The organism is Acinetobacter kookii (assembly GCF_900096895.1).
In the GTDB taxonomy this organism is placed as follows: Bacteria; Pseudomonadota; Gammaproteobacteria; order Pseudomonadales; family Moraxellaceae; genus Acinetobacter; species Acinetobacter kookii.
In genome coordinates, this window is sequence record NZ_FMYO01000004.1 from 38,362 (window position 1) to 54,565 (window position 16,204).

Annotated in this window: 16 protein-coding genes; 2 read left to right on the plus strand and 14 right to left on the minus strand. The window is 42.5% G+C overall.

The window, feature by feature from the left end; translation table 11 throughout:
• Nucleotides 1–20: 20 nt before the first annotated feature.
• From BLP85_RS07725 to phbB, 4 genes are all read right to left on the minus strand, one after another.
• A complete protein-coding gene (locus BLP85_RS07725; protein WP_092819546.1) occupies nt 21–1,199 on the minus strand; it encodes an acetyl-CoA C-acetyltransferase in 1,179 nt (392 codons plus the stop codon).
• Nucleotides 1,200–1,281: 82 nt separating this feature from the next.
• Complete coding sequence (phaC, locus tag BLP85_RS07730) at nt 1,282–3,051, minus strand: class I poly(R)-hydroxyalkanoic acid synthase (RefSeq protein WP_092819547.1); 1,770 nt, start codon at nt 3,049–3,051, stop codon at nt 1,282–1,284.
• A gap of 122 nt (nt 3,052–3,173) precedes the next feature.
• Nucleotides 3,174–3,518 carry a phasin family protein gene (locus tag BLP85_RS07735; protein ID WP_086197569.1) on the minus strand — a complete coding sequence of 115 codons (345 nt, stop codon included), beginning with the start codon at nt 3,516–3,518 and terminating at the stop codon, nt 3,174–3,176.
• 85 nt (nt 3,519–3,603) lie between these two features.
• Nucleotides 3,604–4,350, minus strand: coding sequence for a beta-ketoacyl-ACP reductase (gene phbB, locus BLP85_RS07740; RefSeq protein WP_092819548.1), 747 nt, complete (start codon nt 4,348–4,350; stop codon nt 3,604–3,606).
• A gap of 418 nt (nt 4,351–4,768) precedes the next feature.
• Between phbB and ppk1 the strand changes: the two genes are divergently transcribed.
• Nucleotides 4,769–6,847 (plus strand): polyphosphate kinase 1, encoded by a 2,079-nt coding sequence (gene ppk1 / locus BLP85_RS07745; RefSeq protein WP_092819549.1) that lies wholly within the window; start codon nt 4,769–4,771, stop codon nt 6,845–6,847.
• A 117-nt stretch (nt 6,848–6,964) separates the two neighbouring features.
• A complete protein-coding gene (locus BLP85_RS07750; RefSeq protein WP_092819550.1) occupies nt 6,965–7,192 on the plus strand; it encodes a hypothetical protein in 228 nt (75 codons plus the stop codon).
• 315 nt (nt 7,193–7,507) lie between these two features.
• Here BLP85_RS07750 and BLP85_RS07755 read toward each other — a convergent pair whose 3' ends face one another.
• The 10 genes from BLP85_RS07755 to BLP85_RS07800 form a co-directional block, all read right to left on the minus strand.
• Complete coding sequence (locus BLP85_RS07755; protein ID WP_092819551.1) at nt 7,508–9,142, minus strand: SulP family inorganic anion transporter; 1,635 nt, start codon at nt 9,140–9,142, stop codon at nt 7,508–7,510.
• 22 nt (nt 9,143–9,164) lie between these two features.
• The gene (locus tag BLP85_RS07760) at nt 9,165–9,464 is read right to left on the minus strand and encodes a hypothetical protein (RefSeq protein ID WP_228143267.1); all 300 of its coding nucleotides are present in this window, start codon (nt 9,462–9,464) and stop codon (nt 9,165–9,167) included.
• Between the two features lie 265 nt (nt 9,465–9,729).
• Nucleotides 9,730–10,086: a hypothetical protein gene (locus BLP85_RS07765; protein WP_092819552.1), complete on the minus strand. Its 357-nt coding sequence runs from the start codon at nt 10,084–10,086 to the stop codon at nt 9,730–9,732.
• A gap of 47 nt (nt 10,087–10,133) precedes the next feature.
• Nucleotides 10,134–11,093 (minus strand): hypothetical protein, encoded by a 960-nt coding sequence (locus BLP85_RS07770; protein ID WP_092819553.1) that lies wholly within the window; start codon nt 11,091–11,093, stop codon nt 10,134–10,136.
• Between the two features lie 110 nt (nt 11,094–11,203).
• Nucleotides 11,204–11,560 carry a roadblock/LC7 domain-containing protein gene (locus BLP85_RS07775; protein WP_092819706.1) on the minus strand — a complete coding sequence of 119 codons (357 nt, stop codon included), beginning with the start codon at nt 11,558–11,560 and terminating at the stop codon, nt 11,204–11,206.
• A gap of 71 nt (nt 11,561–11,631) precedes the next feature.
• Entirely contained in the window at nt 11,632–12,174 is a 543-nt protein-coding gene (locus BLP85_RS07780; protein ID WP_086176118.1) for a GTP-binding protein, read from the minus strand.
• 452 nt (nt 12,175–12,626) lie between these two features.
• Nucleotides 12,627–12,887, minus strand: a complete 261-nt coding sequence (locus tag BLP85_RS07785) for an Arm DNA-binding domain-containing protein (protein ID WP_228143268.1) — start codon at nt 12,885–12,887, stop codon at nt 12,627–12,629.
• 274 nt (nt 12,888–13,161) lie between these two features.
• Nucleotides 13,162–14,229 carry an enoyl-CoA hydratase/isomerase family protein gene (locus BLP85_RS07790; protein WP_092819554.1) on the minus strand — a complete coding sequence of 356 codons (1,068 nt, stop codon included), beginning with the start codon at nt 14,227–14,229 and terminating at the stop codon, nt 13,162–13,164.
• A gap of 21 nt (nt 14,230–14,250) precedes the next feature.
• The gene (locus BLP85_RS07795; protein ID WP_092819555.1) at nt 14,251–15,024 is read right to left on the minus strand and encodes an enoyl-CoA hydratase; all 774 of its coding nucleotides are present in this window, start codon (nt 15,022–15,024) and stop codon (nt 14,251–14,253) included.
• A 22-nt stretch (nt 15,025–15,046) separates the two neighbouring features.
• On the minus strand, nt 15,047–16,174 hold the full coding sequence (locus tag BLP85_RS07800) for an acyl-CoA dehydrogenase family protein (RefSeq protein WP_092819556.1): 1,128 nt from the start codon (nt 16,172–16,174) through the stop codon (nt 15,047–15,049).
• Between the last annotated feature and the right edge of the window lie 30 nt (nt 16,175–16,204).

A 16,204-nucleotide genomic window follows, 5' to 3' on the forward strand; every position in this document is an offset into this window, starting at 1 on the left:
CTCGCAATCAGAAATAATGTTTAAGGCCGCTCAACTGCTAATGCAACGCCCATTCCACCACCAATACATAAGGTCGCCAGTCCTTTTTTCTTTTCACTGCGTTGCATTTCATGTAACAGCGTGACTAGAATTCGGCAGCCTGAGGCTCCAATCGGATGGCCTAAGGCAATGGCACCGCCGTTGACATTGACCTTGTCCATATTCAGGCCCAGTTCTTTCGCAACCCCTAAAGCTTGTGCGGCAAAGGCTTCATTGGCTTCTATCAGATCAATCTCTTCCAAAGACCAGCTTGCTTTTTCCAGGGTCTTTCTCACAGCATTTACTGGACCAAGTCCCATCAATTCCGGTTCAATACCCGACATGCTATAAGCTTTAATTTTTGCGAGTGGCTGTAAACCGAGCTCTGCTGCTTTATCGGCACTCATCATCAATACGGCTGCTGCACCATCATTAATCCCCGATGCATTACCTGCAGTCACCGTCCCATCCTTTTTAAAGGCTGGGCGCAGCATGGCTAGGCTCTGTTCAGTAGTCTCGGCTTTGATATATTCATCACGGTCAAAAACTAACGGATCACCTTTACGTTGTGATACTTGAACCGGCACAATTTCCGCGTCAAATTTACCTTCCGCTTGTGCTTTGACTGCACGCTGCTGAGATGATAGTGCCAAAGCATCCTGATCTTCACGGCTAATTGACAGTTTTTCCACAATATTTTCGGCGGTCATTCCCATGTGATACTGGTTATACACATCGGTCAGACCGTCATAGACCATGCTGTCCACCAATTGCGCATTGCCCATCTTCTGCCCGTTACGCATCTGGATAATATGTGCACTTTGTGACATCGACTCCTGACCACCTGCCACGATAATATCGGCTTCACCAGTCGCAATGGCCTGTGCTGCCAAATGAACAGCGCGCAGTCCCGACCCACACACCACATTCAAGGTTGAAGCTGGTACTGAAACAGGAATACCCGCAGCAATTGCTGCCTGACGTGCCGGATTTTGTCCCACACCTGCTGTCAACACATCCCCCATAATGACCTGATCTACCTGTTCTGGCTTTACTCCGGCAGCATCTAATACCGCACCAATCACCACCTTTCCTAACTGCGGTGCACTAACACTGGCGAGACTACCCAAAAAACTTCCAATCGCAGTACGTTTTGCGGCAACAATCACTACTTCTTTCATTTTTATTTCCTATTTTTTAACTTACATCTTGCTTGATACTCCCGCCTCGATACTATAGACCGGCAGTGAGAATCCCTAAATGCTAAAATAGACTGACCTGAACATAGCTGCCTGGTGCTGCTTCCTTGACAGGATAAGTTGCACTACCTAATGTACGTGCTGGAACCTGATCTCCAGTATAAGGTGCTATCCATTCCTGCCAGCGTAACCACCAGGATTCTGGATGGAACTGGGCATCTGCCAGCCACTGTTTCGGGTTTTCATAGGGTACACTATTAGTATAACACCCATATTTGTTGCTGTTTGGCGGATTGACAATGCCTGCTACATGTCCAGATTCGCCGAGTACCAGTGTGCTTTCCCCACCCAGATAGGTAGAACTTTTAAAGCACATATCCCACAGTGCAATATGATCTTCCTGGGTCGAAATAAAAAAGTTTGGTGTTTTTACTTTCGACAAGTTTAAACCCACACCATTGACCTTGACCTTATTCGGCTGAATCAGTTCATTATTCAAGTACAGATTGCGCACTAAGAAATTGTGCACATGTGCGGCAATGTTGGTGCCATCACTATTCCAGTACAAAATATCAAAGTCAGATGGATGATTGCCCTTCAGGTAGTTTTCAATGTAATAGTTCCAGTACAGGGTATTTTCACGTAACAGACTAAATGTCACCGCCAACATACGGCCATCAAAATAGCCCACCTGTTGATTCAAAGTTTCAATACCTTGAATGACCGGCTCATTAATAAAGGCACCCAAACTGCCTGGGTTGTTAAAGTCCAACATTGTTGCCAGGTAGGTTGCACTCTTGACGGGATTCTTCAAGCGTTTCGCTACATAGTACGCCTGCGTCGCAGCAAGCACTGCTCCGCCGATACAGTAACCAATGGCATTGACCTCTTTTTCTCCGGTCATTTCCTCAATGACACGCATCGCCTCAACCGTACCGGAGGTAATCAGGTCCTCAAAGCGCATGTCCTTTTGTTCAGCTCCCGGATTACGCCAGGACATTAAAAATACCGTGTGCCCTTGCTGACGTAACCAGTTCACAAAAGAATTCTGCTCACGCAAATCCAGAATATAGTATTTATTAATAAAAGGCGGGATGAGCAAAATAGGCGTCTGATATACAGTTTCAGTGGTCGCTTCATACTGTAACAATTGAAAAACCGGATTTTCAAAGACCACCGCACCCGGCGTATAGGCCAGATCTTTTCCTAAACGGAACGAGTCATTATTGACCATGCGTACGGACAGATATTTACTGCTGTTCATGATATCGTCATGGAAAATTTCCATGCCACGCACCAGATTTTGCCCGTGTTCCTGTACCGTCTGATGAATCACTTCCGGATTGGTCCACAAGAAATTGCCGGGAGAAAAGGCATTCACCATTTGGCGGGTGAAAAAGTGGATACGCTGGCGGACTTTATCTGGGATGCCTTCGACCTCATCCAGCATTTCTTGTACCAATTGACTGAAATGCAGATAAGACTGGGTCAAGAGATCGTAATTGGGTTCTTGCCAAAGTGTATCCTTGAAACGGCGATCACCCGGCTCAGGTTTCACGAGAGGCTGAATATCCTTGTTCACACTGCGCAGCATGATATTTTGGTAAATCTGCATCTGACCGATCCACCATTTGCTCTGCATCTCGATCAAGCGTGCCGGATTTTTGGTTAATGCCTGAAAGAACAGGTTCATATCTTCACTGTTGACTTTGCTCAATGCATCATTGAGCGGATTATCACCATAGTAAAATTCTTGCACTTTCTTCCAGATTTCTTCATGGACATCGAAAAAACGCTGGACGTTCTGATTAAACTGAAAAAGATTCTGCTGCATTTGCACCACTCCGCATACTGGGTCATTCCTCACTTTCCTATCAGGAATGGAATCGAAAAACGGGGAAGTGATCTCCACTTCCCCGCTCGCTAGTCTTCAATCTTCATTAGGACTGTTAACCGTTATTTATTGTTCGGCATCGATTCGCTAACTAACTTGTCAAACTCGGCTTTAAATTCAGTGGCCAAGCTTGCCAGTTTTTGGCCATCATCAATCATTTGCTGGCTGAGTTTGCTCATGGTTTCCACTTGCTTCATACCACAATTGATCATACTTTGCATGTCTTTGACTTCACTGTTGGCAAAGACTTGCGACAAGGTAATATCGGCATAATGACGTGCAGCATTGAGTTGTAAATTGGTCAGATCCGCAAAATTTTTTGCCACCAGACTGTTAAATTTTGCATAAGGTTCAAACATATTTTTGTACTGAGCATTCATGTTTGAAAAGATATCGCCATATAGCATGTGTATTACTCCATTGATTTATAGTACTTAAAATTTAGTTATTGTTAAAAAATAAATGAAAAAACTGGCTCAGTGAGCACAGGACTTATTGCATGTATAAACCGCCATTGATCGATAAGGTTTCACCCGTAATATAGGTGCCATACTCACCGACCAGATACATGACTGCCGCTGCAATTTCTTCAGGCTGGGCAAGACGCTGCAAAGGAATCTGGTCTTCAATACTTTTTACGACCTCTTCCCGCATGGCAGTCACCATCGGTGTTGCCGTATAACCCGGGGCTACAACATTCACGCAAACATTGGAACGTGCACCTTCCTGAGCCAGAGCCTTGGTAAAACCGATCATGCCCGCTTTTGCGGCTGAATAATTCGCTTGACCAAACTGTCCTTTCAGACCATTGACCGAACTAATATTGACAATGCGTCCCTGCTTTTGCTCCAGCATTTGATTAAAGACTGGATGGGTCACGGTAAATAGTGTCTTTAAATTGGTATCGATTACCTGTGACCACTGTTCGAAGGACATTTTCTTAAATGTTGCATCGCGTGTGATGCCGGCATTATTCACCAACACATCTACGCGACCTTCAGCCTGTATCGCATCCTCGATTGCGCTCGTCGCATCAGCATGATGGGTCAGATCGGTTAAGACAAAACGGACATCTTCCTGTTGGAATCCCTCACTTTTTAACCACTGCTTTTCACGGTCTTCCTCTCGAGGCACAACCGTTGCAATCACTTTATAATTTGCCTTCACCAGCTGACGACAAATCTCACTACCAATACCACCGAGTGCCCCTGTCACAAATGCGACTTTTCTTTCGGACATATCTTTACCTTTAGCAAATCGAAAAAATGGTTGAGTGAATTCACAAAGATTCTTTGGAATCTGGACTTAAATTAACCCTTTCTATGTTAAGGCTCGATTACAGGCGACCGATTTTTTTTATGAACAAATGTAAATGGCTCTAGGTTTAAGTAACTCTAAAAAAAAACTAGGTAAATAGTGCAATAGAATCCCTAAAAGTATAAATAACATACACTTAAATAATAAATAACAGGCAATTTCACAAATCTGTAATTTAATATCCGCAAAATACTAAATTGCATAGAATTCCATTCTAACCTTTTATTAATACAATAATTTTCTTTAAACCTACTGAAAATCAATTTGTCTCATCTAAGGGTTTTAGCAATGTTTATTCAATTGATTTGAACCTTGTTATCTAATGATATAAGAGCCATAAATGACTGCTTTGAATGTGCCTTCAACTTCTCCCCTACATACATTAAAAACTTATATTAATCGGGATCTTTCCTTACTTGAATTTCATAAGCGAGTATTGGCACAGGCGAAAGATACGGAATACCCTTTACTTGAACGGCTCAATTTTTTAATTATTTTTTCACGAAATCTCGATGAATTTTTTGAAATACGTGTCGCGAGTTTGATACAGCAATTTGAACTGTCCAGCAATAACAAGACCCGTCCGGATAATTTATTCATCTCAGAAATACTGGCGACAATTTCTAAGCTTGCCCATGAGGCAGTCGAGCAACAGTATAAAATACTGAACTATAATATCCTGCCACAACTTCAAGCAAATGGGGTTAATTTTATTCAGCATGGCGATATCCTTCAAAAACATAAAGCATGGATTAAAGATTATTTTCATCATGAAGTTCAACCTGTTGTCACTCCCATCAGTCTGGACCCCGCACATCCTTTTCCCCGTTTAGCCAATAAAAGCCTAAACTTTATTGTCACTTTGGAAGGCAACGATGCCTTTGGACGAAAAATTGATTTAGCGATTGTTCCTGCACCCCGGTCATTGCCAAGATTAGTTAAATTGCCTACCCATGTTTCTGGTGAGGCTGAGCACTACATTTTACTTTCCGCGATCATTCAGCAACATATTCATGAATTATTTCCCGGGGTGACCACCACGGGGTGTTATCAATTCCGGGTGACGCGAAATGCTGACCTCACCGTATCAGAGGATGTAGAAGATTTAGCAATAGCTTTAAAAGGAGAACTCTCATCCCGGCGTTTTGGTCGTGCTGTCAGACTTGAAGTGAATAAAGATTGTCCAGAAATGATTACCGATTATTTACTTGAACAATTTGATCTTGATCAAGACCAGCTCTATCTGGTGAATGGCCCTGTTAACCTGGCCCGCTTTATATCGAACTTTAATTTGCCAGAGTTACGTTTCCCTCCCTATGTACAAAAATTGCCAAAAGCGTTGTATGGCAACAAATCCATATTTGAGGTATTAAAAACCGGAGATATTTTATTACACCACCCTTTTCACTCTTTCGCTCCGGTCATTAAATTACTGAAAGAGGCAGCCCGTGATCCACATGTGTTGGCCATAAAACAAACCCTTTATCGAAGCGGTGTAGATTCTGAAATTGTGCAAGTCCTTGCTGAAGCGGCACGAAATGGCAAGGAAGTCACTGCCGTGATTGAATTACGTGCTCGCTTTGATGAAGAGTCAAATATCGAAGTTGCCAATCTGTTACAAGAAGCTGGGGCGGTTGTTGTATATGGGATTGTCGGCTATAAAACTCATGCCAAAATGATTCTGATTGTGCGTCGTGAAATAGACAAAATTAAACGTTATGTTCATTTAGGCACAGGGAACTATCATGCGACCAATGCCAAAATCTATACCGATTATGGCTTACTCACCAGTGATGCTGATATTTGTGAAGATGTGCATAAAATCTTTCAAGAATTAACTGGTATGGGAAAAACCATAAAACTGGAAAAACTGTTTCACGCGCCATTTACCCTGCATTCACAATTGCTTGAACTCATACAGCAGGAAATTAAAAACAGTAAGGCAGGAAAAAAAGCGCAGATCATTATTAAGGTCAATGCATTAACTGAACCGCAACTGATTCATGAACTTTATAAAGCCTCACAAGCGGGTGTACAGATCGATTTAATTGTTCGTTCAATTTGTTGCTTACGACCACAAGTTGCAGGGCTTTCCGACAATATTCGTGTACGTTCAATCGTTGGACGTTATCTAGAACATACCAGAGTGTATTATTTTTATAATGATGGTGACAGCAAACTGTATTGCGCCAGTGCGGATTGGATGGGACGTAATTTATTTTCTCGCATCGAAACCTGTTTTCCGATCGAGAATAAAAAAATTCGCAAACAAATTCTTGAAGATGGATTGAATAATTATCTCAAAGATAATCGGCGTGCATGGGAATTACAAGCCGATGGAACCTGGATACAATGCCAGCCGAGTAATGGACAGGCAGTCTACATTGCCCAGCAACAATTAATGAATCAGATTTTTTAATGGAAATTTGCGAGTTATTGTATAAAAGACAATCACATGCAATGATTTAAATTCATTTTAACCAAATTGTAACAATCAAATCCTAAAGTAAAAATCAAGAGGGAATGAGTCAGTTACATGAACGATATCAGTGTTAAAAAAATCAACAAATTAATTGAACAGTTTGAACAGGCAGGCAATAAAACACAAGCGCTTGAAATAGGCTATAAAACGTATGCCATGCTTATGTCTGATCAGAAATTTGCAGATAAAGTCACCAAATCAGCAGAAAATGCCGAAGAACGACTTTATAAAAAAATAAAAATCAAACTTATTCCTGAGAAACATCATTTTAAAGTAAAGTAAGAAGTGCAAAATATTTAATGAGGCTGTAAATAATGTTGTGTAATTGCTCTTGATCAATTGCCCGATATAACCTGACAGATATAATAAAAATAGCACACTGTCAGGATCAGCTTTGAGCGAGCACATGCTTTAAATACCGCAGGTGTGCTAACGATAAAATGTTCTTCCCACTCAATCAGCTCATAACCATCAGCGTATTGTTTTCCATCCGGCAAGATTTGCATTTTGCTGATTTTAGCTGGAAAAGCAGGTCTAGGTATGCTCTCGGTCGATTTTATCCAGAGTCGTACCGTAAGCCTGATGTACTCCCTGCGCTCAAGTTGAAGCTGAAGTACGATTTTCTAACTGGCTGACGGCATCATCGACACTTTGTGCATCATAACTAGAACGGGGAAATAAAGGACTATTCACATACAATAAAGTTTCTGCGACTGAACGGCGTACGCGCGCCAATTTCAGCTCAATCCCCTCCTCTTGCAAATGTTCAGCCAGCAATAACAAGGCTTCAATACTGGTACTATCCAGGCTTGGACATTCTTCAAGATTTAAAATCACATACTGATAATTTTGCTCAGAAACCTTCTTTAGAATCGCATGACAGATTTTTTCTGCATTGGCAAAAAACAGGGGATGATCAGGTCGTGCAATTAAAATAGCCTCCGGTGCTATAGCTTCAGGAAAACGGTTGATGTCAACAAAATCATGCCCGCCATTGAGACGTCCAAGCCAGGCAATGCGAGGGACAGCGTAGCTTTTCAATAACATTAAAACGCTCACCAGCACCGCAATCAGCAACCCATTAAGCACACCAAAAATAATCACGGCCCAAATTGCAACAATCGACAGCAAGCGATCTTTATGCCAGATAAAATATTGTTTAAATGGGGCAAAACGAATATGTCCACTGACTGCATATATCACAATACCCGCCAAAACAGGTTCCGGAATATTGGCGATATACTGGCGAAAAAACAGCAAAAAAATCACCACGGCCAGCGCTGCGACCCAGGCTGATTTTTTGCTCTTTGCCCCTGCAGACTCATTGGCTGAAGTTGCGGAATAGCCTGCGCCAACCGCCATTCCCTTAAACAGTCCTGAGCAGATATTGCTCACGCCCAATGCAATCAGGTCACGGTTTGGCTGGATTGCATCATGGTGTTTTAGTGCCGAGGTACGAATGGAAGCATAAGATTCGGCATAAATAATCAGTGCAACGGCCATTGAAAGTTCTACCAGTTGCAACCAGCTATTCATACTCAACTGCGGCAAGTGAATACTCGGTAAAACCAGCTCAAAATGTCCAACAGAACGGACTCCCCATGCCTGGGTATATCCCATCACATTGAAACTGATACCTAAAATAATCAGCAATAAAGCCACTGGAATGGTTTTATAGCGCTGGGTGAAGTGTAAGGTGAAAAAGACACCGAGTCCCATGCTTAAGGCATGCCAGTTCCAGCTTGAATAGGCTTGCAACATTTCCCACAACTGGCGGAAAAAATCACTGTGTACGGGATGTACCTGTAATACTGAAGGAAGCTGTTTCACCACAATGCTGAGTGCCAGGCCAAAGGAAAAACCCTTCAGCACAGGCTTGGCAATAAAATGCGTCACATCTCCAAGCTTAAACAACCCCGCGATGACCAGTAAAATGCCCGACAGAAATACCAGTGCATAGGCCAGACCTGTCCGTTCCGGTGAAGAAAACATGACCATGGTTGCCAGACCTGAACTCATGACTGCGGCAGATGACGAGGTCGCAGAAACAATCGCAAAACGGCTATTCCCGATCAGACCATACAGCACTAAACCCAACACCAGTGCCACCAGACCACTTTGCGGTGGCAACCCGACCATATTGGAATAGGCGACCGCTTCAGGCAGCAGTAATCCTGCAATAGATAAACCTGCAATCACATCAAAAATCGGGAGTTTTTTAGCAGCCGTCATACACTAGCCAAATCTTGTACAGTCAGTGAAAGCATCTGGCAAGGAATGAGGGCATCTTCATCCTGCAGATACAACGCATAAAGTGGTGATCACCATCGGCGATAATTAATTGATGCCGTCCTAAATCACGTGCCACATGAAAAATATCTTTGGCTTTAAACGGAAGGATGGTTTCGGCTTGTAACCGGTTCAGCAGTTTTTCAATCGGTGAAGGAGAATGCAACAATAAACATAAATCAGAACTCGCGGCAGGATAATCCTGCGCTTCTAGCTGATCCCGCCATACAATTGAATGTTTAGGTTTTTTATGATTGCTATCCATGTTTTTCAGGTTTTTTACGATGCCCATCAATCCTTTGACAGCATAACAAATCAGTTGAATAAAAGTCTGTAAAAAAAGTAGTTTTAATTAGAACTTCATTACCTATAAAAACTAGGAATGATAATCGGCACAGCAAAAGTTGAACACGGTTATTTTTATCTCATGCGTTCTAAGCAAAGTCTTTTTTTAAATTAAATGAAAGCTGTCATATGATAATAAGCATCTCAAGTAGAGATGCTTAGATAAATTTGATTCGAATCTAGTATTAAGAAAAGTCCAGTTCTTTTTCAAATGCTTTAAGTTCAAAACGAGCCATGGCTAAATTTGATTTAGAACGATCTAAAACAAGATAAAGAAATAAGTTTTCATTACTTTCCAGCGGGCGAATCAGGTGATATTGCTTGCCCAAAGTAATTAAAATATCTTCAATATCATCATTTAATTGAAGTGCTCTGGCTATTTTACGTTTCGCGCGTATGACTTCGGTATTGCCTGCTGCAGCAAGTTCTAAATCTATGCCGGTTCCTTGAACGGCTAAAGCTAAACCACTTTCACTATCTACTAATGCTGCTGCAATAAAGCCATCCATCGCAGTTAAACTGTCTAAAACGATACGAGCCATATTCATTTCTACCTTAAATTAAGGGTTTCCCCGGAAAAAATATTGATTTAAAGACCTAATTTTTTACGCAGTTTCATAAAAAAACTGCGCACTTTAATCATCTGACCTTGATCAGTTGATTCATCGCTTCTCATGAATTTCGCTTCATGAGCGTCAATCCATGAACCCATTTTGAGCATATCGGTGATTGCAACAAAACGAATGATTTGTTGTTTGGGAATGTTTAATTGATTGATTGCAGTTTGAATCTGAGCGCCCTGAGCAAAACATGTCGCAATTTTTAATAGATTCCGACATTCATACCCGGGCTCAAATTTTGGCCAGATCTGCAATTTAAAATATTGATTGGCATGAACCTCTGGAAGTTCGATGTTGGTAGAACAATAGGCCATCTGCCACAACCAACTACGTAAATCCTGAGCTTGTGTATTCTTCAGCATCTCTTGCACAAACTGATTCGTGGCATAGGTTTGATTCAGACTTTTGTCAAAACCAGTCATTGGATGATCAGAATTGACCCAGACGCGCTCGGTCATGGTATCGGCTAGAGCCAAGAACCCCTGATGATCGAATAACTGGATAAAACCGTTTCGGGCCAATAGGCATTGATCAAATACGGTTGAGATATCAACAGATTGTTCTACAGCTGTATAGGGCAGATGAAGATGATCATCCGGTTCGTAATCAAAGAATTTTTCTTGTAACCATTCACGTAAATGATCTAATTGGGTTACAGGATAAGATAAGGTGTCATTGACAATCATGCCCTGTTGTTCAGGCATTTTGATCAGACGCAGGTACTGTACATGAATCTGTGAGAGAATTTTTTGAATGCTGGATGATGCAAAAAAGGCATCATTCACCATCAGCAGGTCAATATTTTTTTCAGCGATATTGACCCAGCGTACCTGTACTTCACGAGGAACAGATAACAATATTTGGCTTTTAAGCTGGTCAAGCACATTCAGACTCACCCCGAACACAGCAATATTTAAAAATGTTTTCATTTTCTAACCGTATTAAGCCAGATGTTACTACAATAGATAATTTAAATTCATTTAAATACAGTACATTACATGAAAATTAATCAATCACGTATTTTCATGGAGCTAATAATCTATGCATTTATTTTGGCTAAAAATTCTGAGGTTTTCTTGACTTCATATCGCATTTGCCCTATCAGAACATCAGATGAGCCTACTGCTACAATCAGCATTGGATAGTGGGCATGTTCTACCCCCGTTAACACGACATGACCATTTTCTGCATCGAGTGAAAGCGTCTTACAGCCTATCAAGTTGATTTCTGAAATGAAGGCTGACACCATCGCTAAAATTGAGCTACTAACAGCCGCAATTTTTCCAGTATTTTCCAGCTTTTTTTTACTGGCCAAAGCCAATTGAAAACCGTCAGAAGAACACAGCATGACAAAATCAAGGCTGCTCACGTTATTTAACAGTTCATGAATTTGCATACGACCAGTTTCAATCAATGATTGAGGAATCTGGCGCGAAAGAGGATTGATATTCACCTTGATTTCATCCTTTAAAGCATAACCATGCTGCGAGTTTCAATAGCAGCAATTAAGACTTCCACCATCAGCAGCACATCATCTTTTTGTCTGGCATCGACCGCAAATATTGGATAACTGTAGTGGTGTAAACTCATCCAATCCCGATAAATCTTGAGAATCTGATCTTGTTGTTGATCAAGATGAGTAATACCAATCACGATATTTTCACTATAGCCTTGAAAAGCGTTGAGATAGGTTTGCAAATCTTGCAAGCGCTCTGCACGTGAATGATCAATTAAAATACCGATACCAATGGCGCCTTTACAGACAATAGACCACATAAAATCAAAGCGATCCTGACCGGGAGTGCCATACAGTCCGATTTTGGTGTCATCCTCAAGCACGATTTCACCATAGTCGATTCCTACCGTGGTGGAATATTTGCTATGCCTATTTATGTCAGTATTCATGGCTTCGGTTTCTATGACCGGAATGTCAGAGAGCGCTTTAATGGCGGCCGATTTTCCAGCGCCCATACTCCCGCCAAAAACAATCTTGTATTGCTGTAAAATCATATAGATACTCGTTTTATCAAGGTTTAATAGATTTATATAAAGTCTGTTTGGCGGTTTTTTACTTAAAGCAGCCAGAATTGAGCTGCATATTTAAATCATTCGTTTGGACTGTCGCTGGAACCAAGCAATAATGATTTAAAGTTGCCATAAGCCGAAATTTAAAAATTCGTCATATGTTGGGAAGTGAGCTTAGACTTTGGAGTGTGAATAAACTGTGAATTTATTTGATATTTCAAACATTAATGTGACTTTTACGTCCTAAAATTAGACCCTAAACTGAAAATCTATAATCAAGGAATAAATAAAAGAATAAGAATTGATCATCTATTTGGTAATTTAAAATACTTGCTGAATATTATCGTAACCGAATAAAAAACCAGCTTTGAAATTTAAGTTAACTGCCGCAATCTATAACCTGCAGTTAAGTAAAATAGTTTATGGAAAAAGCCTATTTAGTCGTTCATTGTGATTATTGCTAAACTTATATTCATCCCGAGCTGCTCTTGCTTCTCTTTTAATGACATTAAAAGATATTCGCCCAGCTTCACCCGCGGACGCTTATTCCTACCTTCTATTGAATAATAACGATAACTCCAAGATTTATGTCCATTCGGTTCCACCTTCAAATTTAAACTATCATCATCTGCCAGAAAATAAACTTTCTCCTTGGGTTTAGACTGGCGTACCTTAACCTTAGCTTCCGTAAGACGCATAAATTTAAACCAAACCTCAAATGATACTGCTGATTTTAATTACAGCAAATTTAAACGTTTTTTATATGATGCGTATGATACGCATCATATAAAATTTTAGTTTTTTTGATATTTAAAAGAATTAATTAGATTTTAATCTATGTCAGTAACCAACAAATTAACCCTAGGGAGGGGATTGTAAATTAGTTACATGCTTTTTATACATTTAGCAAAGTTTTAAGATTTTTGAGCTGTGTCATCCGTGAACCGCTTTGTTATTTAAAATAAACTCCGATTATTTATAACAAAGCGAATCTATATGTTGCCTGGTCCAGGCGGGCCAGCATTTTTCCAGCGTTTTTTCAAATTCTGCATTGTTTGTTTGCCACTGCGGATTTTTGTCTTTATCAATGATCAGTGCCCGTACACCCTCGATAAAATCGCCCTGATCTAACCAGATATCCTGCAAATCCCGTTCTAACTGCATGCATTTTTCCAGCGACAGGTTCTGACCGGTCTGCTGCAATTTCAGACTGACCTGTTTTGCCATCAGCGGACGTTGCTGCAAGATGGCCAGCATTTTCTTGGCCCAGTCCTGATTGAGGGCATCGCTGGCATGGGCCAGACTGTGTTCAATTTCATCCAGATGCGGATAGGAAAAATGCTGGTTAATCAGGTCGATACGTTTTTGTAATTCGCTTTCTTGCGGATGGGTGATAAACGTACTGATGATTTTGCGGATTTCCACCGGGTTTAAAATAGGCGCAGCGCTCAATGCCGCTTCTAACTCAGCAAAACGTTCACCCGGGACATGATAGTCGACCAGATCCAGATAAAGTGCATCACTGCTGCTGATCTGTTCACCGGTCAGTGCCATATAAACCCCTACTTCATCCAGTCGGGATAGGAAATGGGTCGCACCGACATCAGGGAAAAAGCCAATCGCGGTTTCTGGCATGGCAAAACGGGATTTTTCACTGCTGACATTAATATGACAGGCTTGCGCCAGTCCAAAGCCGCCACCCAGTACATAGCCATCCATCATCACAATCACGGGTTTGGGGAACTGACGTAATGTGCTCAGCATGGCATATTCGGTGGCGAAAAAATCCTGGTAGCGGGTATTTCCGGCCTGATAGCTGTCATACAGATAACGGATATCGCCTCCGGCACAGAACGCTTTCGGACTGTTGGAATTGATCAGCACGGCTTGCACCTGCGGGTCATGTCGCCATTGATCGAGTTGGGCCTGAATGCCCTGAATCATCGGCAGGGTTAAGGCATTTAAATGGCTGGTGCGGTCCAGGCTAATAATGCCCAGACCTCCTGTGACCCGAATCGCTAAGTTATTTTCATCGCTCATTATTTTTTCCTATTATGATTTTTATTGGTGGGTAAATTGGGCTGGACGTTTTTCCACAAAGGCCTGCATGCCTTCTTTCTGGTCAGCACCGGCAAAAATGGAATGGAAAACCCGACGTTCAAAGCGCAGACCTTCGGCCAGGCTGACTTCAAAGGCGCGGTTAATCGACTCTTTAATCATCATCACTGCCGGCAAGGATTTCTCGGCAATCTTTTCCGCGGCTTGCAGGGTTTGCTCTAGCAGTTCTTCCTTGGCAAATACCCGTGCCACCAGACCGCTTTGCTCGGCTTCCTGTGCACCCATTTGCCGTGCAGTCAGGCACATTTCCATGGCTTTGGCCTTACCGATGGCCAGGGTTAACCGCTGGGTCCCGCCAATGCCGGGCAAAACACCCAAGGTAACTTCAGGCAGACCAAATTTTGCATTGTCGGCGCAATAAATAAAGTCGCACATTAAGGCCAACTCGCAACCACCGCCCAAGGCATAGCCACTCACCGCGGCAATCAAAGGCTTACGGCGCTGGGCAATCCGGTCGGCCAGACTGAAAAAATCATCCAGATAAATTTGCGGAAAAGTTAAATCTGCCATTTCCTTAATATCGGCACCAGCAGCAAAAGCTTTTTCCGAACCGGTAATCACGATACAGCCGATGGCCGGGTCTTTTTCCAGCTGATCCAGGGCCTGATTGACCTCGACAATCAGCTGGTTATTCAGTGCATTCAACGCCTGAGGACGGTTTAAGGTAATCAGTCCTACACCGTTACGTTGTTCGAGTAAAATGGTTTGCCATTGCATGATAAAAATCCTTTGTAATTCCTTATAAACTGCGTGCAATCACCAGACGCTGAATATCGCTGGTGCCTTCATAGATCTGACAAATCCGTGCATCGCGATAGATGCGTTCGATTGGAAAATCTTTCAGATAGCCATAGCCACCAAAAATCTGTAAGGCTTTGGAGCAGACACGTTCTGCCATTTCCGAAGCAAAGAGCTTGGCCATGGAGGCTTCAGTCAAACAGTTTTCACCGGCTTCTTTTTTACGGGCCGCAAAATGGACCAGTTGTCGCGCAGCTTCAATTTCGGTGGCCATGCTGGCCAGCCGGAAAGAAATCGCCTGTTGTTCAAAGATTGGCTTGCCAAAGGCCACACGATCATGTGCATATTTGCTGGCTTCTTCTAAAGCAGCGCGAGCCAGTCCCACCGCCTGTGCCGCAATACCGATCCGGCCACCTTCTAGATTGGCCAGAGCGATTTTTAAGCCTTCACCTTCTGCACCGAGTCTTAGGCTTTCATGAATACGCACATCGGTTAAGGCAATCTGACAGGTATCAGAAGCGTGTAGGCCCAGTTTCTCTTCCACCCGAATCACTTCATAACCTGGGGTATCACGCGGAACCAAAAAGGCGCTCATGCCTTTTTTGCCCGCAGTCGGATCGGTCACGGCAAAGACAATAATCATCCCCGCGTTATTCCCGGAGGTAATAAACTGTTTGGCACCATTGATGATGTAGTGATCGCCGTCCTTGACCGCACGGGTTTTAATAGCAGCAGCATCCGAGCCGGTATGCGGTTCGGTCAGGGCAAAGGCACCAATCATTTCCCCTTGGGCCAAAGGTTTTAAAAATTGCTGCTTTTGCTGCTCTGTCCCGAACTTGAGAATCGGCACGCAACCGACCGAGTTGTGCACGCTCATAATGGCAGAGGTTGCACCATCAGCTGCGGCAATTTCTTCCAAGGCCAGTACATAGGCCAGTGTACCTGTACCTGAACCGCCCCATTCTTCTGGAATCAGCATGCCTAGGAAACCTAACTCGCCCATCTGGGCCAAGGCATCTTTAGGAAAAATGCCTTTTTGATCCCATTCACCGGCATGCGGTTTAATCTGTTCCTGGGCAAAGCTTTTTGCCATATCCTGAATCAGTTGTTGTTCTTCCGTAAATTGCATCGATTCTTCCTTCAATCTCTTTAATTCGGT